The following is a 22,495-nucleotide window of genomic DNA, read 5'->3' as shown; positions in this document are numbered from 1 at the left end:
GATTGCGATTAGCGACGGTCCTGCGGTCCGCCAACGAATACTTGCTCTGCCGTGTCGAGGTCGTATGCGGTATGAAGCGCACGTACAACTTCGTTCAGCGGTTCAGCTGAAATAACGCAGGAGCACTTGATTTCGGATGTGCTTACCATTTTGATGCTTACACCGAGGGAAGAGATCGCCGCGAACATTTTCGCAGCTACGCCTGGATTGCTGACCATGCCTGCGCCAACGATCGATACTTTGACTAAATCTTCCTCAGAGCTTGCTTCGCGATAAGGGAAAGAGGAGCGGATGCTCTCGATTACATTAATCGCTTTGTCCTTATCGTCACGCGATACGGTGAAGGAGAAGTCGGCTTTGCCGTCCTGCACGCCGCTTTGAACGATAATGTCAACGTCGATGCCGTTGCCCGCCAACGCTCCGAATACGCCAGCAAGCACGCCAGGAATATCCTCAACGCCGATAATGCTGATTCTAGCTACATTTTTGTCAAACGCGATGCCGCGAACGACCACGCCTTGCTCCATTACCGCTTCCTCCTTTACGCTCGTACCTTCATTTTGGGTAAAGCTGGATCGAACAACCAGCTTCACATTGTTATGCTTCGCATATTCCACTGCTCGTGGATGCAATACTGCCGCTCCAAGATGGGCAAGCTCCAGCATTTCGTCATAGGAAATTTCATTCAGCTTGCGGGCATTTTTAACGACGCGCGGATCAGTCGAATAGATCCCGTCAACGTCGGTATAAATCTCGCATACGTCCGCTTTGATTGCAGCTGCAAGCGCAACGGCTGTCGTATCCGAGCCGCCGCGGCCAAGCGTCGTTATTTCGCCTTCCTCGGTCATTCCTTGGAATCCGGCAACGATCGCAACATTGCCTTCCTCTAACGCCTTGAACAGCCGATCTGGCTGAATATTGGTCATCTTCGCTTTCCCATGAACGGCTTCAGTGCGGATGCCTGCCTGCCAGCCCGTGAACGATTGTGCTTTATGACCTTCCTGATGAATCGTCATCGATAGCAACGCGATCGATATTTGCTCACCTACGGTAAGCAGCATATCCATCTCGCGCGCCGGCGGATTCGGATTCAGCTCCTTCGACTGATCGATTAAATCGTCGGTCGTATCACCCATGGCAGAGACGACGACCACGATTTGGTTGCCCTCCTGCTGCCTTTCAATTATACGTTTTGCTACGCGCTGCATTCTCTCCGGTGTACCGACAGAGCTGCCGCCAAACTTCATCACTATCAACGACAAAGCTGTTCACTCCCAACCTTGACATATACATACAAGTCAATATTATAACACAAATCGCAAGCTAATGGGTATATAAACCCACAAAAAAAACCGTCCGAATGCAAGCACCGGACGGTTTTCCATCATTTTCACATCCCGCTGCAACTAAGCGCGGGAAATGTATTTGCCTTCGCGCGTGTCGATCAGAAGCACGTCGCCTTCGTTGATGAACAAAGGAACTTGAACCGTAAGACCAGTCTCAAGCGTCGCGTTTTTCGTTGCGCCTTGGGCTGTGTTGCCTTTCACGCCCGGCTCCGTTTCCGTTACTTTCAGATCAACGCTCGTTTGCATCTGAATACCGAGGATTTCGCCTTGGTAGCTGGAGATGTTAACGTTCATGTTCTCTTTCAAGAAGTTAATCTCCCATTCAAGCTGTTTCTTGTCGAGGTTGAATTGGTCGTAAGTCTCGTTGTCCATGAAAGTATATTCGGAACCGGAGTTGTACAGGTATTGCACTTCGCGGTTCTCGATGATTGCACGGCCGATTGTCTCGCCCGCACGGAACGTTTTCTCAACAACGTTGCCGTTGCGAAGGTTGCGCAATTTGGAACGAACGAAAGCCGCGCCTTTGCCCGGTTTCACGTGCTGAAAGTCAATTACGGAGAAGATGTCGGTGTCGACCTGTACGGTCAAGCCTGTTTTAAAATCATTTACTGAAATCACTGAATATACCTCCTGAATAAATTGTTCCTATCCCAAAATAATGAGCTCTTTCGGAGATGAGGTTAATATTTTAATACCGGTTTCCGTAATCACGATATCGTCCTCGATACGAACCCCGCCGAAGCCGGGAATGTATATGCCAGGCTCTACCGTTACAGTCATGCCGGGGGTTAAAATCGTTTCGCTGAACTTCGACAATCTAGGCGATTCATGAATTTCCATGCCAAGACCGTGACCAGTGCCATGTCCGAATAGATCGCCGTAGCCGTACTTCGCAATAACGTCGCGAGCAAGCGCATCCGCTTCACGTCCGCTAATGCCCGGCTTAATATGCTCAAGCGCATGCAACTGCGCTTCCAGCACGATAGAATATATTTCACGGTGCTTCTCGGTCGGCGTGCCGACCACTATCGTCCGTGTAAGATCGGAGCAATAGCCTTGATAATAAGCGCCGAAATCAAGCTTGACAAATTCATTTTGTCCTACAAGACGATCACTTGCAACACCATGCGGAAGCGCTGAACGCTCGCCTGAAGCAACAATAGTGTCGAAGGAGGATGAAGTTGCGCCATGACTGCGCATGAACACTTCCATCTCAAGGGCAATATCCGACTCTCTGATGCCCGGCTTAATGATATTCAGAATGTGACTGAACGTCTTGTCCGCCAGATCGGCAGCTTCTTGCATCACCTTGAGCTCTGCTGCGTCCTTAATCATCCGAAGCTTCTCTACGAGCGCGCCGGAAGGCTGCAGATCAATGCCTGGCAATGCCTCAGCCCAAGCTGAGTATTGGCTGTAGACGACATGATCCTGTTCGAAAGCTAACCGCTTAATGCCGTGCTTGGCAAGCAGCTCGCGCACATCGTTAATCGGATTCGCACCATGCTCCACGATCTGGAAGCCTGCCGCCTGCTGCGGCGCTTGTGTACGATACCGGAAATCAGTGAGCAAATAGCTTTCGTCCTGCGTAATAAGCACCATTCCTGAGGAGCCTGTGAATCCGCTGATATAGCGGCGATTAATATCGCTCCCGATAAGAATGGCTTCATAGCTTGATTCCACTAGCAGCTTGCGCAGACGGTTTACTCTTTCGTTTGACATAAGCTACACTTCCTTTCATTCACTTACTTTGCAAATGCTGTGCCAACGCATCCAAGCCCAATAAGTAGCTATGCGCGCCAAAGCCCGCAATCTGTCCGACGGCAATCGGAGCGATAACCGATACATGCCGGAACGCTTCTCTTTTATGAATGTTGGACAAATGCACTTCAACGATCGGCAAGCTTACCGCGCTAAGCGCATCTCGCATCGCGTAGCTGTAGTGCGTCCAAGCGCCAGGATTAATGACGATTCCGTTAGCAATGCCGAAAGCACAATGTATCCTGTCGATCATCAAGCCCTCATGGTTACTTTGGAAGAAATCGATCTCGAAGCCAAGCGCCTCGCCCTTCTCCCTCACAAGCGATTCAATATAGGCCAGCGTTTCCGTTCCATACACCCCAGGCTCTCGAATGCCCAGCATATTCAGGTTAGGACCGTTTAGAACGAGAACTTTGCTCATGAATTTACCTCCCCTACGAACGCAGCTTTGTGTGCCCAGCAGAAGAGCACATCTGTCGTCACGCTGGGAAGCTCGAGCGATGTATTAGAGTTTAAGCTGATACTGCTTTCATTCTCTAGCGTAAACGGCTTTCACATTTTACCACAAATGTCCGCCGCTTGAGAAGTGATAACTCATGTCGGTGCCGGAATCGGCTCCCGCGATGCTTCGTCCGTAAATTCGAAAGCGATGGAATAGCCGATAAACAGCCCCCAAAGAATGAATACACAGATCTCCGTGAACAGTGTATTCCAGCCGGATTTCGTAATCGATTCCGTCATACCGAACATAGGACCGAGCAATAAGAAGATAAGCGCCCACCAGAATACGCCGTAGCCTATTCCTGGCCATGCGCCGCGCAATTTCCCGAGAACGAGCTTATACAACAGTGCCGCGGCAACTGAAAATACGACATAGCATCCTACTCCGGCTAGTTCTCCCCATCCCGTCTTCAAAAAAGACTGCTTAAAAAAAGGATCGCCAATAAACCCCGGCAGCACGGTTGTAAACTTAATTTGATAGAACACCCACCTAAGTCCGCCCCATATGATTCCGGCATAAAGTCCTATCATCATCGGGTACGTCCATGGATTCGTATGATGATCCGAGTAAACTTGCTGGTCGCTGCGTTTGTTATTAGCCAACGTTGACATCTTAATTCCGCCTTTCTTTGCTATCTTGTATCTGACTCCTTTATTATGTGACAATCGCCTTCTTTGCAATTCATCAATGCACACTTATAACGGAATCAACATACACCTACCATAAGTGCTGCTGGATGATGATGACGTTGGCATTTCACGCATAGATCAAGTACAATAGACTTACAAAACGATAGACAGATTCGTCGCAATAGAATTGATGACGAAACCTTACTTTGGGGATGGTGACAAGCTCTTGCCGCAGGATATAAGACGCGCTTATGGCGGACAAGCTGTTATCGAAGGCGTAATGTTTGCAGGCAAACACGTTAACGTAACGGCCGTACGGCGCAAAAACGATGAAATCGTATTTTACGAGGTCCCTTCCGTCTCGAAGCCTTGGGTACAACGCTTAAAAAAAATCCCTTTAGTGCGCGGTGTAGTTGGCATTATTGAATCAAGCGCCAAAGGGTCGCAGCATCTTAACTTCTCCATGGAAGCTTATGCGGAGGATGAGACGAGCGAGACTAAGGATAACAAGGCCGATTCTAACGCGCAAGCAGCTACAATCGATGTTACGAAAGAAAGCAAGGAAGAGAAGAAATCCGGAGGCTGGAGCATCAGTATGGTTGTCGGCGTAGCCGTTGCCGGCGTCCTGTCCTTCATCTTCGGCAAGCTCATATTTACTGCAGTGCCTGCCGCGCTGGAAGAATTGCTATTCGCAGGGGTATTCAGCAACAAAATCGGTCATAATTTATTAGAAGGACTTATTAAAATCATCCTGTTGCTTACGTATCTGTACTTCATCTCGATGACACCGCTCATTAAGCGTCTTTTCCAGTATCACGGCGCAGAGCACAAGGTCATTAGCGCTTATGAAGCCGGTGAAGATCTGACGGTGCGCAATGTTCAGAAATACAGCCGTCTGCACTACCGTTGCGGTTCGAGCTTCATTGTATTTACCGTTATCGTCGGCGTCGTTATATACTCGCTGCCCATCTTCACATGGGATTCGATCTGGGAACGCGTCTATATCCGTATCCTCTTGCTGCCAGTCGTGCTTGGCATCTCCTACGAGGTGCTGAAGTGGACGAATGCGCTTAGAGACATTCCAGTACTTCGTTACCTTGGCTACCCAGGGCTATGGCTGCAGCTATTGACGACCAAAGAACCGCAAGACGAGCAAGTTGCTGTATCCATCGCTTCCTTCAACCGGATGCGCGAGCTGGAGCAACAAATGACGAAAGCTTAATTTCTAATAAGAAAAGAGGAATAGCGATGAGCAGAGTACAAGGAAAATGGAACGGATGGTCAATTACGATATTGATTCTGCTCGTAATCGGAGTGTTGTTCAGCATAACGACAAATCCGCTCGGCTTCATCCTTCCCATCGTCATACTCGGCGCGATCTTCCTCCTTTACAAATATCCGCCTTCGTTCTTGCAAGGGTATCGTCGCACGGGTCAAAGCCATACGCGCGTCAAACAAGGACGTTCATCCTCGGCCGCTAAGCCGAAGACTGGCCGTCCACGTTCCAAGACAGTGCCGTTCCGAGTCATTGAGGGCGGCAAGGACGACAACGATATGCCTAAGTATCACTAACAACGAAAAAGGGGATTGCAGCCCGCGCGGGCTGCAATCCCCTTTTTCATTATTCATTGCTATGTACTCTACTCGCTATCCAGTTCGGAGCGCAAGGAGCGAAGCTCCTCCAGCCGCTGGCTGTCACGGCGGAAATATTCAACCAACGTCTCAATACATGTAATGGAATCCCAGCTCAGATGATGCTCGATTCCTTCTACGTCGCGATAAATATTTTCATCCTGCACGCCAATCGTCGTCAGGAAATCTTCCAGCAATTGATGACGGTCAACCAACCGCTTGCCCATTTTTTTGCCTTTATTCGTAAGAACAAGACCTCGATACTTCTCATAGATCAAATAGTTGTCTTTGTCGAGCTTCTGTATCATCTTAGTGACCGAGGACGGATGTACCTCTAAGCCTTCCGCAATATCCGAAACACGCGCATACCCTTTTTCGTCGATGAGCTTATAAATTCTCTCTAAGTAGTCTTCCATGCTCGGAGTCGGCACCTGAAGAACCCCCTAACCCTGCATCTTCACCTTGTTTCCTCGGCGTTACTCTATGTATCATACACTGTCCGTGCCTGACACTGCAACCCGTCCGAAATGCCGCACTGCATCTTTCCAGTTTGTTTCGTCCTCGAATTCCATACACTATAAGCATTGATGCCAAGCATGAGTGCCATTATTCGAGGAGGACTTTGCTTATATGAGCGCTAACGTGATTGATCGTCCGAAAATAGACCGTTCAACGCTTTCCTTCGTCCCTGAGCTTGTTTATTTTGAGCCGTCCGCGCTCGATTATCCGAAAGGCAAACGCATTTTTGAATGGGTGAAGGAGCAGGGCATTCCTTATCGCATGACGACCTCGCATAACCGCATTACGAATCTGCCCGGCGATACGGAGCTCGAGCAATACAAAATTGCGAAACGCACACTCGTCGTCGGCATTCGCAAGACACTCAAATTCGATACGTCCAAGCCTTCAGCGGAATATGCGATACCGATCGCTACGGGCTGCATGGCCCATTGCCATTATTGCTATCTGCAAACAACGCTTGGCGCTAAACCTTATATTCGTGTCTACGTCAATATCGACGACATTATCGAAGCAGCCAAAGGTTACATTGAAGAACGCAAGCCGGAAATTACCCGTTTCGAGGCCGCTTGCACCTCGGACCCTGTCGGACTTGAGCCCATTACTGGCAGTTTGCGCGAGTTGATTGAATTCATTGGCGAAGAGCCGCTAGGAAGGCTTCGATTCGTCACGAAATTCCATCATGTTGATTCGTTGCTGGATGCGAAACATAACGGCCACACGAGAATAAGGTTCAGCGTTAACGCCAAATACGTTATTAAACATTTCGAACCAGCCACCTCCCGTTTCGAGCAGCGCATCGAAGCCGCGGTCAAGGTCGCGAAGGCAGGTTATCCGATGGGCTTCATTATTGCGCCGATCATCTGGCATGATGGCTGGGAGGAAGGGTATGGCGAACTGATAGCCGCTCTGGCTGCCGATTTGCCCCCTGAGACAAGGCGTGATCTCACGTTCGAGTTAATCCAGCACCGCTTCACGAAAACGGCTAAAACCGTCATTGAGAAGCGTTACCCTCGTACGAAGCTGGAAATGGACATCGAGAAACGCAAGTATAAATGGGGACGCTGGGGACAAGGCAAATACGTATATCCCGATGAACAGGCAAATGCGCTCCGCATGTTCATATCGGAGCGCATTTTCGAGCATTTTCCGGAAGCGAAGATCGAATACTTTACTTAGAACTTCAGCCATTCCGGCGTTATTGAATTCAGCCAAATCGTAATTTGCGTCATCTGATCCGTGAACAGCAGCACGCCCATAAGCAGCATAACGCCGCCGCCGATCTTCATGACAAGGGAAGAGTACTTCAGTATCCATCTTGCCGTGCCTAGGAAGAAGGCCAATACGAAGAATGGGATTGCGAACCCGAGTGCATAAGCTGTCGTTAATTGGAACCATGTATCCGGCGACGAGGCTGCCAAGCCAAGAATTGCCGTCAATACGGGACCAACACATGGCGACCAGCCTGCCGAGAAGCCGATACCGAACACAAACGAGCTGATATAGTTTGATTTCCGCGGAATCAGATTTTTCCTCGTGTCTTTGAGCAGCAGCTTCGGCTGGAATAGTCCGATTAAGAACAAGCCCATCAGAATAATAAGTATTGCCGATAATTGACGGATAAGCTGACGATATTCACTGAAGAATTCCGCGAACAGATTCGTCGAATATCCTAATGCATAATACACCGTACAGAAACCCAATATGAAGAAGAACGTGTGCGACATCATGCGCATGCGCTGCTTCTTCGTATGGTCGTTTTCTTTCAGATCGGATACCGAAATACCGGTTATGTACGATAAATAAGATGGATATAAGGGCAAGCAGCAAGGTGACACAAACGAAGCAATGCCGGCGGTGAACGCCAGCCAAATATTAACATCGGTCAAACCATTTCACCTCAATCTCGTATCAGTTGCTCAGTTGCCTAACTTCATGCCTCGCTTGAACACGAGCAACAGAAGCAAAATAACGATTAGCAGCAATACAATCGTTCCTCCTGGCGCAAGATTCCAAACTCCCGCAATCAGCAAGCCGGCAACGACAGCAATCTCACCGATAATAACAACCGAAATAACGCTTTGCTTGAAGCTTCTTGCGATAATCAGACTGCAAGCAGCTGGTATCGTTAATAGAGCCGATACGAGCAAAGCGCCTACAATCTTGATCGATACGCTAATAACAAGTGCTGTAAGCACGCTAATCATAACATTATAGAAACGGACGGGCAACCCGCTTACCGCAGCCGCATCTTCATCGAAAGTAATGAGAAACAGCTCCTTCACCTGTGTTCGGATCGCTATCAGAACGACAAGCGTTACCACGCCGATTAAATAAAGATCGCCGCTGCTAAGCGTGTAGATGCTTCCGAATAAGTAACTGTTCACGTTCATATTGAATCCTTTGCCAAGCGTGAACAGCAGCGAGGCCAGCGCCACGCCTCCCGACATCATTATGGCCAGTGACAACTCAGCGTACGTCTTATACGCTTTGCGAAGCTTCTCGATGCCGAATGAAGCAGCGATAGCGAACACAAGACCGACCGCGATCGGATAGACACCAATAAGGAATCCGAGTGCAACGCCGGCAATCGATACATGCGACAGCGTATCTCCGATCATCGATAGTCTGCGCAGCACAAGAAATATACCCATCAGCGGCGCAGTAACACCAATTAACAAGCCCCCGATAAGAGCTCTTTGAAAAAACTCGCTAGTAACGATCTCCAATCCGAACAACCTCTTTCCCGCTCTCCAATTGCTCCCTTAGCCCTTTCAAGCTATGTGCCAAATTGCTCTCTACGCAATCCTGCGTCTCATGCGAATGTCTGATATAGAACTTTAGCTTGCCGCTCTCGGAAGCCGGCTGCTGGCCGAGGTACGACCGAATCATATCCATGTCATGCGACACCATCAGGAACGTCATATTATGATGCTGATGCATATGCTTGATCATATGGAAAAAGCTTTCCTGCGTCTCGGTATCGATACCGACCGTCGGCTCATCCAGAATGAGCAATGACGGATTGTTGATCAGCGCCCTTGCGAGAAATACGCGCTGCTGCTGACCGCCCGAGAGCAGACCGATCCGCTTCTCGCTTAAGTCCTCGATCCCCATAGCATGAAGCGCATCATTGCATTTCTGATGATCTTCCTTCGTTACTTTCTTGAACAGCTTATTCCGCCCATATAGTCCGGATAGCACAACTTCCCTCACAACCGCTGGAAACAGCGGATTAAGCGAGTTCTTCTGCGGCACATAGCCGATCCGTTCCCATTGCTTGAACTTCTCAATCGGTTGTCCGAACAGACGAATCTGCCCCTGCGTCGGCTTCAATAAACCAACGATCATTCGCAGCAATGTCGTCTTGCCGGCGCCATTCGTTCCGATTAAGCCGATGAAATCACGTTCCTTCACACCGAAGCTTACGTTCGAAATGACCGACTGCTGTTGGTACGAGAACGATACGCCGTCGAGTGAGATAACCTCCTGATGGCAATTCGGCGTTTCGCTTATTAATGTTTTTGGTTGCAGCATGTTCTATCTCCTTACAGCAATAAGGGGCTATATCTCAGCGATATTAGCCCGTCTTGCCTGTCTATCGTTTCACTTTATTGTAATGCTTGCGTCAGATATTGCAAGTTTCGTTCCATAAGCGTCAAGTAGGAGTCGCCTGCCTTCTCCTGCTCCGATGTAAGTCCCTCCAGAGGATTAAGAACTTGCGTCTCTACATCCGCCTCATCGGCAAGCGTCTTAGCTAAGTTATCGGATACCAGCTCCTCGAAGAAAATAAAGCGAACATCGTTTTCCTTGACGAATTTTGCGATCTCCAACAAGTCTTGAGCTCGCGGCTCGGCGTCCGGGCTTAATCCCATAATGGCCACCTGATTCAAGCCATAATCTCTAGCCAAGTAACCGAACGCCTGATGGGACACAACGATATCCTTTTTGCTCGCTTTTGTGAGCTCCTCCGTATACTTAGCATCGATTGCAACGAGCTTTTCTTGAAGCGCTGCAAAGTTTTGCTCATAATCGGCTTTATGCGTACCGTCTGCCTCGATTAAGCTATCCTTTATATTTTCCGCCAAAATCAGCGCGGATTTCGGACTTACCCACGTATGAGGGTCCAAACCTTCATGGTCGTGGTCCTCTTCGCCTTCATGCTCATGTTCGTGTTCCTCTTCTTCTTCGCCATGAATCAAAGTAATACCTTCGCTCATTTCCTTCACTGCTACGCCGCTATCCTTGGACAACCCTTTCTGGAAATCCTCAACCCAGCTTTCAAGGCCAGCCCCGTGATACAGGAACAGATTCGCGTTGGAAGCCGTACTCAGATCCCTGCTTTTTGGCGTCCAGTCATGCGGTTCAACTCCTGCTGCGACGAGATTATCAACCTTCACATGCTCTCCGCCAATTTCCTTAGCCATAAAATATAAGGGATAAAAGCTTGTAACGACGCTTAGCTTGCCGTCTTGTTCCGTATTGCCCTCTTCTGTATTCGTATCATTAGATGAATTGCCGCAAGCCGCAGTCAATAGCACGATTGCAGCAACTAAGCTTATTCCTAAGTATCGTATTCCTCTTGTTCTTGTTCTCATCTTGTTACACTCCATTTCTTCTTTCCTAGTATGATAGCCGGCTGCCTAATCTTGCAATCTCTTAATCGTAATCGTTATGATTACGTTTTGTATTATACGACGCCAGCTTTAGGCTGTCAACGATAAATATAAGTTTCCTTCCAATTCGGAAGGCGTGTCCTATCTCCTGTATTGACCCGTTTGATCTTAAATATAAGGAGACAGCAAAGAGGCTGACCCCGTCCGCCAAAGCGTTTAGGATCAGCCTCTGCCTTATTTAGATTGCTGCCAACTTACTTAACGATTGCCCCGTTCGGCATCTCGTCAGGAACGGTAGCCAGCGTCAATTGGTCGCCATGCGAAGCAGCGAGTATCATGCCTTGCGACATTTCGCCGCGCAGCTTAACCGGCTTCAAGTTCGTCACGCAAATGACTTTGCGGCCAACCATCTGCTCTGGCGTGTAGAACTTCGCAATGCCCGAGACGACCTGGCGCTGCTCATAACCAAGATCAAGCTGCAGCTTCAACAGCTTATCGGCTTTCGCAACCGGTTCAGCCGCGATTACTTGCGCAACGCGAAGCTCTACCTTCGCGAAATCATCGATGCCGATTTCTTCTTTCGACTCCACAGCCGTCTCCGACTTGTCTGCCTTTGCAGACGAATTGGCAGCAGCAGGCTCTTCCGATGCAGCCTCTGCCTGCTTAACGCCTCCCCCCATCGTTCCCGCGATATACGCAGCTTCTTCTGCCATCTCGAGACGCGGGAAGATCGGTGTTCCTTTCGTTACGCGAGTGCCCTCGCCAATGATTCCAAAGCTTTTTGTGCTCTCCCATATCGTCGATTCGCCTTCCGTGATGCCAAGCTGACGCCACATTTCGCGAGGCGCATTCGTCAGGTACGGCTGCAACAGGATGGAGATAATGCGCAGCGATTCAGCAAGATGGTTCATAACCGATCCAAGCTCGCCGACTTTAGCAATGTCCTTGGCAAGCGCCCATGGCTGCGTCTCGTCGATATATTTGTTCGTACGGCTGACGAATTGCCAGATTGCCGCAAGCGCAACCGAGAATTCCATGCCTTCCATCGCCGCTTCCACTTGGGTTACCGTGTCGCTGCCAAGCTTCTTGAGCGATTCGTCGAAGTCTGTAGGCACAAGATTCGTTGTCGGAATAACGCCATCAAAATATTTGTCAATCATCGCGACTGTACGATTCAGCAGATTGCCAAGGTCGTTCGCGAGATCGAAGTTAATGCGATCCACGAAGTTTTCCGGCGTGAACGCTCCGTCTGCCCCGAAAGGCACTTCACGCAGCAAGTAATAACGAAGCGCATCCAAGCCGTAACGATCGATAAGAACGACAGGATCCACGACGTTGCCCTTCGACTTCGACATTTTGCCATCCTTCATAAGCAGCCAGCCATGCGCGAACACTTTCTTCGGCAGCGGCAGGTCAAGCGCCATGAGCATAATCGGCCAATAAATCGTATGGAAGCGGACGATTTCCTTGCTCATTAGATGAACGCTTGCCGGCCAATGCTTGCGGAATTTCTCGTCATTATCGGTGTTGTAGCCAAGCGCCGTAATATAGTTGGACAACGCATCGATCCACACATAGATGACATGCTTCGGATCTCCCGGCACTTTAATGCCCCAATCGAATGTCGTCCGCGATACAGCGAGGTCTTCAAGACCCGGCTTAATGAAGTTGTTGATCATCTCGTTTTTGCGCGATTCGGGTTGGATAAAGTCTGGGTGCTCTTCATAGTATTGCAGCAAGCGGTCTGCATATTTGCTCATCCGGAAGAAGTAGCTTTCCTCCGTTACCCACTCGACCTCTTTGCCGCAATCCGGACATCTTCCGTCTTCAAGCTGGCGCTCCAGGAAAAAAGATTCACAGGATGTGCAATACCAGCCCTCATAGGTGCTTTTGTAAATATCGTCCTGCTTCAAGAAACGGTCAAAGATTTGAGCAACAACCTGCTTATGGCGCTCCTCTGTCGTCCGAATGAAGTCATCGTTCGTAATATCGAGCTTCTTCCAAAGCTCTTTGATGCCGACCACAATATCATCTACGAATTGCTGCGGCGTCTTGCCCTTCTCTTGCGCTTTGCGCTCGATCTTCTGGCCGTGCTCGTCCGTTCCTGTCAAATACCATACATCATAGCCGCGAAGACGCTTATATCTAGCCATCGCGTCTCCCGCGACCGTAGAATAGGCGTGGCCGATATGGAGCTTATCGCTCGGATAATAGATCGGCGTTGTAATGTAAAAAGGTTCTTTCTTAGACATCGTTTATTCGACCTCCCGTATTGTTCCTATCGTACTGAGACTTGCCAGTGAACGCAAAAAACTCCCGTCCAACATGGGACGAGAGTATACACTCACGCGGTACCACCCAAATTCCGTCAAGTCATCGGAGGCTATTATGCCTGCCTAACTCGAACGCTTCGTGTGCCGTCTGCTAATGACGGCATGCCGTTAACGCCGGCGCTGCGCCGCAATCTTACCCAGCACCCGAATGCTGCTGCTGCTCGAAGGCGGATCCTCCAGGACCATCTTCCAATCGCTTCCTTCACCGGCTTGCACCATAATGACCGGCTCTCTGAGCAAGGAATGCTATTGTACTTATCCATTCATAGGACGTTACGATTCAGTTCAATAATTGTTATAATTTAAAATATACCGAAGTAAAGCCGTCCTTGTCAAGAAGACGCCTTATTCCCGTCATTCACCGGCGGAACGGGATCATATCCTCCTGGATGGAAAGGGTGGCAGCGGGCGATTCTTTTTGCTGCAAGCCATGCTCCCTTGGCCGGGCCGTGCAGCTCAATCGCTTGAAGCGCATACATGGAGCAGGTCGGATAGAAGCGGCATGTTGGCGGCTTCAAAGGCGATATCACTTTACGATAGAAATGAATCGGTGCTTGAAGCGTTATTCTTATTGCCCGTCCGCTGCCCATTATCGTTCGCTCGCGGCCGTATCTTCCTGCACGCATTCCTTGCAATAGCCGAATACTTCGAATTTATGCTTCACGACGCGGAAGTCATCGGGCACAGCCGTCTGCTCCATCGGACAATACGTGATTGGATAAGTGCGCCCGCATTGCAGGCAAATCATATGATGGTGATGGTCATGCTCTCTGCAATGAAGCTTGAACTTCACGCCCTCCTCGAACATAACCTGCTCAAGCACACCTAGCTCCTCCATCACCCTCAAATTGCGGTAGACCGTATCAAAGCTAAGTCCGGTATAAGATTTTCCCATATATTCATAGACTTCCTTAGGCGCCAAATAACCGGGGGACTGGGCGAACAGTTTAGCGAGCGTCTTCCTTTGGTCCGTAATTCGGAGACCTTGACTCGCCATGCTTTGTATAATTTCATCTATCGTATGCAATGTCAGTACCTCCGTTCATAGAAAGTTGCTATCTTCATAATGCCGAAAAAAAAAGCTCTCGTCAATGAGAGCTTCCATTTGCAGACGTACCTATAATAGCAATAAACGACGAATTTTAGCCGTTCATTCGCATATTTATTAAGAAGCTGGCCACCATAGCGATTAACATCGCAACGCTGATTACACCAAACAGCAGCCGTCTGCTCTTGCTCTTAGCCAGTCTTTCACGATCAGCCTGTAGAGCCGCTTCCTTGTATGCGCGGTGCATGAACAGGAAGACGATCACGGAAGTCACGAACAATATATTAACGATAAACCACATTAACGTCCAGAACAACGACGATTCCTCCAATAAGATGGCTACAGCGCGCTATAGAAACCATTCGTTTAATATGTACATGAATACGCCGAAGCTGACGACAGCACCGCCGAAGCAGAACCAGCCTGTCCTGAACTTCTGCTGGAACATTCGCAATATGCCGAAGCTGAGCAAACCAAAGATAAGCAATAAGAACACAATACCCAGTATAAATAACGATGCGGATACGTTACTAACATCAACTAATGACACAGGTTACCTCTCCTCTATAGACTAATATATACACGTCACTAGCCATTATAAGGGATAAGTCTGCCATTATCCAGCCGTAAACCCGGTCGATTTCGTGACAAGACAAGGAGTGCCGGCAACAAATGAAGCGGCCCCCTTGCCTGCAAAAGGAATGGATCTCCTTGCTACCAGACAATATACGATTCATGATAAGTGCGATTGACAGGGCGCTTGCGTAATTTCACATGCAAGATGTCATCCTTCACCTGCGCTTTGCATATACGCGGTTTCACGAGTGCAGGCAGCTTCACGATCTCTTTATTTCCTTTCGGCAGTCCTTCCACTCGGACTCGATCTTCGCGAATGAACAACCTTACCTGTTCACTTTCCGTATCCTTTGGCAAATTTATTTTTACGATGACAAAATGGTCCGTTTCGGAGACTGCCGCCGATTTCGAGCCGGTTATTACGCCGGCAGCCTCAGGCAGCGCTTTGGTCATCAGCTTCCTTACATATTGCTCTACCCAATCCGGCTCTTTGAGCACCTCGAACCCTTTTGGAAGCTGCTGCCCTTCCATCCATTTCTCGATATCATTCCATTTGGACGCCATCAGCACACCTGCCTCCCTGCACTACTGCCATTATATGCGCCAGCCTAGTCGAAGGATACTGTCGGCTGATTCAGCAGCAGCACGTACTTGGGCGGGTAACGTCTAGGCGAATGCCGCATAAGATGTAATATCAGATAGGCCAGCCAGACCGATTCATAGAAGAGGGTGAACGTCATGCCAGCAGTCGTAGGTTTTGTAAAAATAGTCAGTGTCGGATCGAGCTCGATCGTTCAGTTCGGCGATGCCGTGCAAGTATCGCCCAATAGCAGTTCCAAAACGTACGCAGGCTCGGGATCCTTCCTGACGGGCAGCTTAACGAATTCCAACAATGCCGTCAGCGCAACGAACACGCTTGATCCGGATTTGCAAGACAATACGCAAAATGAGGTAGCCTCGGGAGTTAACGTCATATGAGCTGGACCATTCATCAACAGATTACGATCAATTCGATGCGCATAGACAGCATCTCGAACAGCTCGGTGCTTCAGGTAGGCAGCGCAGGTTCGATCCGATCATTGTCCCAGCTCTTCAATACAGGCGGCTTCGCCGGGCCTGCTCCACAGCTCAGCTCGGAAAATCCGTTATCGTTCGTACCGCTTCCGAATCCTTCATAATCGCTAGTAAACATACCGTTACGTCAGGAGGTGGAACGTATGCAGCAAGGCCCGCTGTCACCTTGGCAAGCCTGGGCGCATGATGTGATGCATAAGCTAACCGTCCAGCAAACGATAATCGATAAGCTAGAGCAGCAGGTTGCCGAGTTATGTGAGCAGGTGAAGCTGTTGGAGGCTAAGCCTGCTTACAATATCGAGAGCATCGAATATCATTTTGACCAATTGAAGGTTGAGAAGCTGGATGGAACACTGAATATCGGCATGACCGCTCCCGGTAGCGGCGGCGATCACTTTCCAGGGTCTATCGAGCAAATATCTGTACCTTCACCCGCACCAGCACCTGAGGTGTTCCCGTCGGCAGCTCCAGCAGTGACGCCTCCATCCCCGTTGTACAACGAAATTTTTAATAATATGAATCGATATCTCGATACGGATGCGACCGAAAGACTTATCGCCATGGAAACCGATCTATGCATTCCGCTCGATCCATTTCACCGTAGAATCATTCTTAATGATATTAAGAAGCAGATGCCAACACGGATCAATTACTATATGCAACAATCAAACAACAGCCGCAACGATGATGAAACTCCGAATACAAACGAAAATACGGGCGAGGTTGTGCTTGTCAAAGCAATAAGAGATGCAGACGCAGCAATGCTCGCCTATATGCAGCAGTTACAAACAGGGAATCCACCATCAGGAGGCAATGTCTAGATGATTCAATTCAAAGTCGTTAATCATGCGCTCACCGTTGGACAGATCGAAATACTCGGCGTATCAAGCGCCTCAATGTTCCAGATCGGCGACTCCGACTACGTCACGTTGAATTCGATGTTCGATACGCCGCCGGAATCGGTCATCGTAGGTCCCGTAGCGCCGCTCCCACTCCCGGTAGGAGCGCAGGAGGAGGGCGCAGCGAGTGCCGAATAGCAGCTGTCCAGATGAAACGTTCCCGATTCGCACAGCGCGGATTGGAGCCGTTTACCTCATCGACGTTTCATTATCAGCCGCCGTGCAATTCGGCGATCGCGGCGAGACGAATGCCAGACTTCGCGCATTAGCTGTCCAGCGCAAGGAGGATCATAAGACGGCCGGCGACGTCTTTTTCGAATCCTACCGGATCTTCGACCGCCAATTGCCCGAACTGGTTGATCCGCAATACGAGCCTGGGCATGGCGTCCAGATTGAAAGGATTAACTGCAACCCGTATATTACGGTCGGCTGTATTCAAGTTACGGCTACAGGCGCGGCATCCAGTTTCCTTGCCGGAAACTGCATGAACGTTAACTTGGAATCCCGAATTAAGCACATCCGGCAATATCCGCGGCCTAAGCCCGTCCCCGGCGCTTTCTGCTGACAAAGGCAAATGACAGGAAAGGCAGCAGCCTACGTAAGATTTAAGGATCAATTGGTAGGCAAACGTGTAATTGCAACGATACAGGTACAAACGTCTAGTTCTCTTCCCGACCTGCTGCATACATTATCTTGTGATTAGGTACATTCATCACACTAAACTTACTTTTCAGGAGGAATGAACTATGGGATACCCTGTAGCAGGTGTCGGTGCTGGTTGCGGTAACGGCCTATGGTCGAATACGGGTACTATTCTTGTTCTCTTCATCTTACTAGTCATTATATTGCGCGCAGTTGTATTTTAACTTCTGCCTATAGATGAATCGAGCAGCCGAAGGGCTAATCCAATATGGGAACGAGAAGGCAAGGCATCTCCTAATGGCGATGCCTTGTTTGCTTTAATGAGTCGGCCACCGCTCGCATATACATATGGAATAACCTATGCAAAGGATGAAGCGAACGATGGATGTGAACCCGCTTCGAGAGAAAATAGAACAGTTGTCCGAAGAGCTGCTGAGATTGCAATCGCCAGACGGCGCATGGCGGCTGTGCTTTGACGACGGCTTGACGACGGACAGCAACATGATTATGTTACTGCGGATATTGAACATCGCCGATGAGCCTTTTATCCGTTCTTTAGCGATTCGTATTGCTTCCCAGCAGCAGCCTGACGGCTCTTGGAAACTGTATCACGATGAGCGCGAAGGCAATTTGGACGCAACGGCCGAGGCAGCCTATGCGCTGCTCTACGCCGGATTATACACCCCGTACGATGCGCCGATAGTCAATGCCAAGAAATATATTCGCAGCCGCGGCGGCTTGACTGAGGTGAAATCTTTGCTTACGCAAGTATGGTTGTCCGCTTCGGGACAGGCGGAATGGCCGAATGCCCTGCGGGTGCCTCTGCCCTTCCTGTTCGGCGATCCCCCTCTGTTCGATCTGTTCACATTGTCAGGCCATGCTAGAGCTCATATTGTCCCGACCGTCATTATGGCGAACCGTCTTTTTGCGAGACGTGCGCCAAGCGCTCCCGACCTGTCCGATTGGTTCATCGACGGCCAGCTGGAATTCAAAAACGATCCTCCGATCTTCGCGGCATTTTCCGCTTTATTCGATACGATTGCCCATACCGGCTTGTTCGCTGATACGTCTCACGAGGCATGGAAAAGGGCTGAGCAATACATGCTGGATCGACTCGAACCGAACAGTACGCTGCTCACCTTCTCAACAGCATCGATGTTGATGATTATGGCACTGCTCGCATTAGGCTACGATGACCATTCGCCATTAATAAGCCGTATGGTTGCGGGTATTCGCTCGCTAATTTGCCGTGATCGGCCCCATATTCAAGTCGCTTCCGCGGAAGTATGGGATACGGCGATGCTCAGCTACGCGCTCCGAGAAGCCGGACTTCCGCCCTCGAGCTTCGCTCTGCGCAATGCAGCAGCTTATTTGAAAGTTAGACAACAGACAAAGCTGGCCGATTGGGCTATTCACAATCCGGATACGCCGCCGGGCGGCTGGGGCTTCTCTGATGTAAATACTCTATATCCCGATGTGGACGACAGCACGGCTGCGCTGCGGTCACTGCTTCCTTACGTAGCGGAATCAGACTCAGCGGGAGCAACGAATATCGAGGATGATTATGCCGCATGGCAAAGAGGCCTCAACTGGGTGATGTCCATGCGCAATGATGATGGCGGATGGCCTGCTTTTGAGCGCCAAGGGAGTACGACCCCGCCAAGCTTTCTAACTTTTGAAGGCGCTGCAGACATCGCCGTCGATCCGTCAACGGTGGACCTGACGGCACGTACGCTTTATTTTCTAGGCAAAGAGCTTCATCTTACGTCATCGTCAAGCTGGTTGGAGGAATCGGTTCGGTATGTGCTGTCACAGCAGCAGAAGGACGGCAGTTGGTACGGTCGTTGGGGAATTGCCTATATTCACGGCACAGGGGCTGCTCTGCAAGGGCTCACGGCTATCGGCGTCGCAAGCGATCATCCCGCTGTGCGCAAGGCGGCTGCTTGGCTGCTCAGCATTCAGAATGCAGATGGCGGATGGGGAGAATCCTGTCTAAGCGACAAAGTGAAGCATTACGTTCCGCTGCATGCAAGCACGCCTTCCCAGACGGCATGGGCTCTCGATGGATTAATTGCAGTCTCTCCGAAATCTACGCCGGCCATAGAGCGCGGCATAACGGCATTACTGCAAGCACTTGATCGAAACGACTGGACATACACATACCCGACAGGAGCAGGCCTGCCAGGCAGTATATACGTTCATTATGTGAGCAACAATTATATTTGGCCGCTCTTAACGCTAACGTCCTATATTCATAAGTACGGAAGCAATTAAGATATCGCCGTTATTGGTCATCGTTTACATCCATTTTTTTTGAAAAGCAGCAATTTCCGCATATTCTTCTGTCAGCAATCGCGACAATCGAACATAGATCGGCATGATCTCAGCATAAATAGCGGCATTGCGCTTATCGGGCTGATGCTTGTGGGAACCGCCGACCATTTCGGAGACGACTTGCAGCGAGGACACCTCGCCTAAGCTGTACAATCCGAGAATGGCTGCGCCTAGACATGAGCTCTCGATGCTCTCGGGCACTTGCAGCTCTTGGTTGAAAATATCAGACATCATCTGACGCCATAGCTCAGAGCGGGCGAAACCTCCTGTCGCTTGGATGCTTGTCGGCTTGCCGATTAATTCCTCCAGCGCCATAAGTACGGTATACAAGTTATAAATAACGCCTTCTAGAGCAGCGCGAACGAGATGCTCCGTTCGGTGATGCAAGCCCAGGCCGAAGTACGACCCTCTTGCATTAGCGTTCCACAGCGGCGCTCTTTCGCCGGATAAATACGGATGGAAGATCAAGCCGTCAGAGCCAGCGCCCACTTTGGCGGCCAGCTCCGTAAGCAGCTCGTAGGCGTCGACGCCGCGCCGCTTCGCTTCTTCCGCTATCTGAGCTCCGATCTGATCCCGAACCCAACGGAAGATCATCCCCCCATTGTTGACCGGGCCCCCAATGACCCACAGGTCATCCGCCAGCGCGTAACAGAACGTACGGCCAAGCGGATCGGTGATCGGCTTATTCGTAACGGCTCTGATAGCGCCGCTCGTCCCAATCGTAACCGCAACAGCTCCGGGCTCTATCGCATTGACGCCCAGATTCGACAGGACGCCATCACTGGCTCCGACGATGAACGGCGTCGAAGGCAGCAGGTTCATCCGCTTCGCATAACCGCCATTCATTCCTTCAAGCTTGAAAGTCGTCGGAACCGGCGCAGACAACTGATCAGCCGTAACGCCTGCAACTCGCAGCGCCTCCTCGTCCCAATACAGCTGCTCAAGGTTGAACAGTCCCGTAGCCGAAGCAATCGAATAGTCAATAAAGTATTGGCCGAACAGCTTGAAAAACACGTACTCTTTAATCGAAATAAATTTATAAGCGCGCTCGAACAGTTCCTTCTCATCATGACTGAGCCATGCCAACTTGGAAAGCGGCGACATCGGATGAATCGGCGTGCCGGTCCGCAAATAAATGTCATGTCCGTTCAGCTCATTCTTAATTTTCTCCGTCCACTCCGCGCTGCGATTGTCTGCCCATGTGATACATTGCGTAATCGGTGTTCCTGCTTCATCAACCGCAATAACACTATGCATAGCGGAACTGAATGATACGCATACCACTTCGTTAGCCTGTACGCCAGCTTGTGCTACGGCTTGTCCGATCGTCTCGATGACCGCCTCGAATATTTGCTCAGGATCTTGCTCCGCGATCGCTGGCGACGGCGAATGCAGCGGGTATTCAATGCCATGACTGGCTACGATAGCCCCTTTCGTCGTGAACAATACGGACTTTGTGCTTGTTGTTCCTATATCAACGCCAATCATATATTTTGTTTCCATTGCTAGTATTCATCTCCCTATGTAAACTCGCTGCGCAACACAATAATTCCCTCTATAACCTTACAAGGGATTAGGCGCTTGCGCAACTTTTCTATACGAGTCGGATAGATAAATGGTTTACCAATTAACGGTTTATGGTATACTTCTCAACAATACACCGCAACGAGAAGGGAAATCCGCCATGGTGCAAAATATGCTCGGAAAAATCCGCTCCTATCAAACAAGGTTCAGCGAGAAAGAAAAGAAAATCGCCAATTACATATTAGAAAATCCCGAAAAAATTATCCATAGCACCATCAGTGAAGTAGCTGATGATCTCCACGTTGCCGAGGCAACCGTCTTCCGCTTCTGCAAACATATCGGCTATAAAGGCTATCAAGCAATGAAGATCGCGCTTGCTTCGGAGATTATGTCGCCAGCACAACAGATTTACGAAGAAATCAATGAATCCGACGACGCGAAGACGATAGCCGAGAAAATATTTAAATCGAATATACGCACGCTCGAGAATACATTCCAATTGCTGGACGGCGATGCCTTCCATAAAGCTGTAGAATTGCTTTCTCGAGCGAAAAACATTTATTTCTACGGTATAGGCGGCTCATCTGTTATCGCCATGGATGCCGTCCATAAGTTCTATCGCTGCGGCAAGCAAGCATTCGCCTTTACGGATGCCCACTTCCAGCTGATGTCGGCATCCCAGTTGGATCAGAACGACGTTGCAGTCGTCCTCTCCCATTCCGGAACGAATAAGGACACGCTGCGCATACTGAAGACGGCAAGCGACAATGGTGCGAGAACGATCGGAATTACAGGTTTCCCGAAGTCCCCGATCAGTCAGAACGTCGATGTTGCGCTCCATACAAGCTCTGAGGAGACTGAATACCGCTCCGAAGCGTTGGCCTCCCGAATCGGACAATTAAGCCTGATCGATGCGCTATATGTGAACGTCTTGATTGCGAACAAGGACAACGCTAAGTTATCGCTTGAAAAGATTCGCCAGGCCATATCCGAAACCCGTATCTAAATGCAAACAAGCTGCACGTCGCATATATGCGCGGGCAGCTTGTTTGCTTTCACATTA

At 49.7% G+C, this 22,495-nt stretch carries 29 protein-coding genes; 11 read left to right on the top strand and 18 right to left on the bottom strand.

Annotated elements, in window-relative coordinates:
• Positions 1 to 8: 8 nt before the first annotated feature.
• From V8F51_RS17775 to V8F51_RS17755, 5 genes are all read right to left on the bottom strand, one after another.
• Entirely contained in the window at positions 9 to 1,262 is a 1,254-nt protein-coding gene (locus V8F51_RS17775; RefSeq protein ID WP_337101670.1) for an aspartate kinase, read from the bottom strand.
• A gap of 144 nt (positions 1,263 to 1,406) precedes the next feature.
• Complete coding sequence (gene efp / locus V8F51_RS17770; RefSeq protein ID WP_337101669.1) at positions 1,407 to 1,964, bottom strand: elongation factor P; 558 nt, start codon at positions 1,962 to 1,964, stop codon at positions 1,407 to 1,409.
• A gap of 27 nt (positions 1,965 to 1,991) precedes the next feature.
• Entirely contained in the window at positions 1,992 to 3,065 is a 1,074-nt protein-coding gene (locus V8F51_RS17765; protein WP_337101668.1) for a M24 family metallopeptidase, read from the bottom strand.
• 19 nt (positions 3,066 to 3,084) lie between these two features.
• Positions 3,085 to 3,525, bottom strand: a complete 441-nt coding sequence (gene aroQ / locus V8F51_RS17760; protein WP_337101667.1) for a type II 3-dehydroquinate dehydratase — start codon at positions 3,523 to 3,525, stop codon at positions 3,085 to 3,087.
• 173 nt (positions 3,526 to 3,698) lie between these two features.
• A complete protein-coding gene (locus tag V8F51_RS17755; RefSeq protein ID WP_337101666.1) occupies positions 3,699 to 4,217 on the bottom strand; it encodes a YqhR family membrane protein in 519 nt (172 codons plus the stop codon).
• A gap of 208 nt (positions 4,218 to 4,425) precedes the next feature.
• Between V8F51_RS17755 and V8F51_RS17750 the strand changes: the two genes are divergently transcribed.
• Together V8F51_RS17750 and V8F51_RS17745 are read left to right on the top strand one after the other, a co-directional pair.
• Positions 4,426 to 5,457, top strand: coding sequence for a DUF1385 domain-containing protein (locus V8F51_RS17750; protein WP_337101665.1), 1,032 nt, complete (start codon positions 4,426 to 4,428; stop codon positions 5,455 to 5,457).
• Between the two features lie 26 nt (positions 5,458 to 5,483).
• The gene (locus V8F51_RS17745) at positions 5,484 to 5,807 is read left to right on the top strand and encodes a hypothetical protein (RefSeq protein WP_337101664.1); all 324 of its coding nucleotides are present in this window, start codon (positions 5,484 to 5,486) and stop codon (positions 5,805 to 5,807) included.
• A gap of 68 nt (positions 5,808 to 5,875) precedes the next feature.
• On the opposite strand, the gene mntR is transcribed toward V8F51_RS17745, so the two are convergent.
• Positions 5,876 to 6,298 (bottom strand): transcriptional regulator MntR, encoded by a 423-nt coding sequence (mntR, locus tag V8F51_RS17740; RefSeq protein ID WP_337101663.1) that lies wholly within the window; start codon positions 6,296 to 6,298, stop codon positions 5,876 to 5,878.
• 199 nt (positions 6,299 to 6,497) lie between these two features.
• On the opposite strand from mntR, the gene splB reads away from it, so the two are divergent.
• Positions 6,498 to 7,565, top strand: coding sequence for a spore photoproduct lyase (gene splB / locus V8F51_RS17735; protein ID WP_337101662.1), 1,068 nt, complete (start codon positions 6,498 to 6,500; stop codon positions 7,563 to 7,565).
• On the opposite strand, the gene V8F51_RS17730 is transcribed toward splB, so the two are convergent.
• The 11 genes from V8F51_RS17730 to V8F51_RS17680 form a co-directional block, all read right to left on the bottom strand.
• Positions 7,562 to 8,275, bottom strand: coding sequence for a cytochrome c biogenesis CcdA family protein (locus V8F51_RS17730; protein WP_337101661.1), 714 nt, complete (start codon positions 8,273 to 8,275; stop codon positions 7,562 to 7,564). The two genes, splB and V8F51_RS17730, sit on opposite strands and share 4 nt — an antisense overlap.
• Before the next feature lie 30 nt (positions 8,276 to 8,305).
• Complete coding sequence (locus V8F51_RS17725) at positions 8,306 to 9,115, bottom strand: metal ABC transporter permease (RefSeq protein ID WP_337101660.1); 810 nt, start codon at positions 9,113 to 9,115, stop codon at positions 8,306 to 8,308.
• On the bottom strand, positions 9,099 to 9,923 hold the full coding sequence (locus V8F51_RS17720; protein WP_337101659.1) for a metal ABC transporter ATP-binding protein: 825 nt from the start codon (positions 9,921 to 9,923) through the stop codon (positions 9,099 to 9,101). Before V8F51_RS17720 ends, V8F51_RS17725 begins: the two co-directional genes overlap by 17 nt.
• 74 nt (positions 9,924 to 9,997) lie before the next feature.
• Positions 9,998 to 10,984 (bottom strand): metal ABC transporter solute-binding protein, Zn/Mn family, encoded by a 987-nt coding sequence (locus V8F51_RS17715; protein ID WP_337101658.1) that lies wholly within the window; start codon positions 10,982 to 10,984, stop codon positions 9,998 to 10,000.
• A gap of 272 nt (positions 10,985 to 11,256) precedes the next feature.
• Positions 11,257 to 13,254 (bottom strand): methionine--tRNA ligase, encoded by a 1,998-nt coding sequence (metG, locus tag V8F51_RS17710; RefSeq protein WP_337101657.1) that lies wholly within the window; start codon positions 13,252 to 13,254, stop codon positions 11,257 to 11,259.
• Between the two features lie 413 nt (positions 13,255 to 13,667).
• Entirely contained in the window at positions 13,668 to 13,925 is a 258-nt protein-coding gene (yidD, locus tag V8F51_RS17705; RefSeq protein ID WP_337101775.1) for a membrane protein insertion efficiency factor YidD, read from the bottom strand.
• A complete protein-coding gene (locus tag V8F51_RS17700; protein ID WP_337101656.1) occupies positions 13,925 to 14,362 on the bottom strand; it encodes a Fur family transcriptional regulator in 438 nt (145 codons plus the stop codon). The genes yidD and V8F51_RS17700 overlap by 1 nt, the downstream gene beginning before the upstream one ends.
• A gap of 115 nt (positions 14,363 to 14,477) precedes the next feature.
• Positions 14,478 to 14,699, bottom strand: a complete 222-nt coding sequence (locus V8F51_RS17695) for a hypothetical protein (RefSeq protein ID WP_337101655.1) — start codon at positions 14,697 to 14,699, stop codon at positions 14,478 to 14,480.
• 33 nt (positions 14,700 to 14,732) lie between these two features.
• Positions 14,733 to 14,933, bottom strand: a complete 201-nt coding sequence (locus V8F51_RS17690; protein WP_337101654.1) for a hypothetical protein — start codon at positions 14,931 to 14,933, stop codon at positions 14,733 to 14,735.
• Positions 14,934 to 15,097: 164 nt separating this feature from the next.
• Positions 15,098 to 15,523, bottom strand: coding sequence for an Hsp20/alpha crystallin family protein (locus V8F51_RS17685; protein ID WP_337101653.1), 426 nt, complete (start codon positions 15,521 to 15,523; stop codon positions 15,098 to 15,100).
• A gap of 44 nt (positions 15,524 to 15,567) precedes the next feature.
• A complete protein-coding gene (locus tag V8F51_RS17680; RefSeq protein ID WP_337101652.1) occupies positions 15,568 to 15,699 on the bottom strand; it encodes a hypothetical protein in 132 nt (43 codons plus the stop codon).
• Here V8F51_RS17680 and V8F51_RS17675 point away from each other — a divergent pair.
• From V8F51_RS17675 to V8F51_RS17645, 7 genes are all read left to right on the top strand, one after another.
• Complete coding sequence (locus V8F51_RS17675) at positions 15,698 to 15,937, top strand: spore germination protein (protein WP_337101651.1); 240 nt, start codon at positions 15,698 to 15,700, stop codon at positions 15,935 to 15,937. The two genes, V8F51_RS17680 and V8F51_RS17675, sit on opposite strands and share 2 nt — an antisense overlap.
• Positions 15,934 to 16,137, top strand: a complete 204-nt coding sequence (locus V8F51_RS17670) for a spore germination protein GerPB (protein WP_337101650.1) — start codon at positions 15,934 to 15,936, stop codon at positions 16,135 to 16,137. Before V8F51_RS17675 ends, V8F51_RS17670 begins: the two co-directional genes overlap by 4 nt.
• 39 nt (positions 16,138 to 16,176) lie before the next feature.
• Entirely contained in the window at positions 16,177 to 16,854 is a 678-nt protein-coding gene (gene gerPC, locus V8F51_RS17665) for a spore germination protein GerPC (RefSeq protein WP_337101649.1), read from the top strand.
• Complete coding sequence (locus tag V8F51_RS17660) at positions 16,855 to 17,070, top strand: hypothetical protein (RefSeq protein WP_442956448.1); 216 nt, start codon at positions 16,855 to 16,857, stop codon at positions 17,068 to 17,070.
• Positions 17,060 to 17,497, top strand: a complete 438-nt coding sequence (locus V8F51_RS17655; RefSeq protein ID WP_337101648.1) for a spore germination protein GerPE — start codon at positions 17,060 to 17,062, stop codon at positions 17,495 to 17,497. Before V8F51_RS17660 ends, V8F51_RS17655 begins: the two co-directional genes overlap by 11 nt.
• 181 nt (positions 17,498 to 17,678) lie before the next feature.
• Positions 17,679 to 17,798 (top strand): sporulation protein YjcZ, encoded by a 120-nt coding sequence (locus V8F51_RS17650; protein WP_337101647.1) that lies wholly within the window; start codon positions 17,679 to 17,681, stop codon positions 17,796 to 17,798.
• A gap of 145 nt (positions 17,799 to 17,943) precedes the next feature.
• Positions 17,944 to 19,848, top strand: coding sequence for a prenyltransferase/squalene oxidase repeat-containing protein (locus V8F51_RS17645; protein ID WP_337101646.1), 1,905 nt, complete (start codon positions 17,944 to 17,946; stop codon positions 19,846 to 19,848).
• Between the two features lie 24 nt (positions 19,849 to 19,872).
• On the opposite strand, the gene gntK is transcribed toward V8F51_RS17645, so the two are convergent.
• Positions 19,873 to 21,411 (bottom strand): gluconokinase, encoded by a 1,539-nt coding sequence (gntK, locus tag V8F51_RS17640; RefSeq protein ID WP_337101645.1) that lies wholly within the window; start codon positions 21,409 to 21,411, stop codon positions 19,873 to 19,875.
• A gap of 181 nt (positions 21,412 to 21,592) precedes the next feature.
• On the opposite strand from gntK, the gene V8F51_RS17635 reads away from it, so the two are divergent.
• Positions 21,593 to 22,438 carry a MurR/RpiR family transcriptional regulator gene (locus V8F51_RS17635; protein ID WP_337101644.1) on the top strand — a complete coding sequence of 282 codons (846 nt, stop codon included), beginning with the start codon at positions 21,593 to 21,595 and terminating at the stop codon, positions 22,436 to 22,438.
• The last annotated feature ends 57 nt before the right edge of the window (positions 22,439 to 22,495 follow it).

The organism is Paenibacillus sp. YIM B09110, from assembly GCF_037167145.1.
In the GTDB taxonomy this organism is placed as follows: Bacteria; Bacillota; Bacilli; order Paenibacillales; family Paenibacillaceae; genus Pristimantibacillus.
This window is presented reverse-complemented; position numbering and strand designations above follow the sequence as displayed.

Coding starts and splice junctions, on each gene's coding strand:
- V8F51_RS17765 (WP_337101668.1), bottom strand. CDS start 3,065: ATGTCAAACGAAAGAGTAAACCGTCTGCGCAAGCTGCTAGTGGAATCA.
- aroQ (WP_337101667.1), bottom strand. CDS start 3,525: ATGAGCAAAGTTCTCGTTCTAAACGGTCCTAACCTGAATATGCTGGGC.
- V8F51_RS17755 (WP_337101666.1), bottom strand. CDS start 4,217: ATGTCAACGTTGGCTAATAACAAACGCAGCGACCAGCAAGTTTACTCG.
- V8F51_RS17750 (WP_337101665.1), top strand. CDS start 4,426: ATGACGAAACCTTACTTTGGGGATGGTGACAAGCTCTTGCCGCAGGAT.
- V8F51_RS17745 (WP_337101664.1), top strand. CDS start 5,484: ATGAGCAGAGTACAAGGAAAATGGAACGGATGGTCAATTACGATATTG.
- splB (WP_337101662.1), top strand. CDS start 6,498: ATGAGCGCTAACGTGATTGATCGTCCGAAAATAGACCGTTCAACGCTT.
- V8F51_RS17720 (WP_337101659.1), bottom strand. CDS start 9,923: ATGCTGCAACCAAAAACATTAATAAGCGAAACGCCGAATTGCCATCAG.
- V8F51_RS17715 (WP_337101658.1), bottom strand. CDS start 10,984: ATGAGAACAAGAACAAGAGGAATACGATACTTAGGAATAAGCTTAGTT.
- metG (WP_337101657.1), bottom strand. CDS start 13,254: ATGTCTAAGAAAGAACCTTTTTACATTACAACGCCGATCTATTATCCG.
- yidD (WP_337101775.1), bottom strand. CDS start 13,925: ATGGGCAGCGGACGGGCAATAAGAATAACGCTTCAAGCACCGATTCAT.
- V8F51_RS17685 (WP_337101653.1), bottom strand. CDS start 15,523: ATGGCGTCCAAATGGAATGATATCGAGAAATGGATGGAAGGGCAGCAG.
- V8F51_RS17675 (WP_337101651.1), top strand. CDS start 15,698: ATGCCAGCAGTCGTAGGTTTTGTAAAAATAGTCAGTGTCGGATCGAGC.
- V8F51_RS17680 (WP_337101652.1), bottom strand. CDS start 15,699: ATGACGTTCACCCTCTTCTATGAATCGGTCTGGCTGGCCTATCTGATA.
- V8F51_RS17670 (WP_337101650.1), top strand. CDS start 15,934: ATGAGCTGGACCATTCATCAACAGATTACGATCAATTCGATGCGCATA.
- gerPC (WP_337101649.1), top strand. CDS start 16,177: ATGCAGCAAGGCCCGCTGTCACCTTGGCAAGCCTGGGCGCATGATGTG.
- V8F51_RS17660 (WP_442956448.1), top strand. CDS start 16,855: ATGATTCAATTCAAAGTCGTTAATCATGCGCTCACCGTTGGACAGATC.
- V8F51_RS17650 (WP_337101647.1), top strand. CDS start 17,679: ATGGGATACCCTGTAGCAGGTGTCGGTGCTGGTTGCGGTAACGGCCTA.
- V8F51_RS17645 (WP_337101646.1), top strand. CDS start 17,944: ATGAAGCGAACGATGGATGTGAACCCGCTTCGAGAGAAAATAGAACAG.
- gntK (WP_337101645.1), bottom strand. CDS start 21,411: ATGGAAACAAAATATATGATTGGCGTTGATATAGGAACAACAAGCACA.
- V8F51_RS17635 (WP_337101644.1), top strand. CDS start 21,593: ATGGTGCAAAATATGCTCGGAAAAATCCGCTCCTATCAAACAAGGTTC.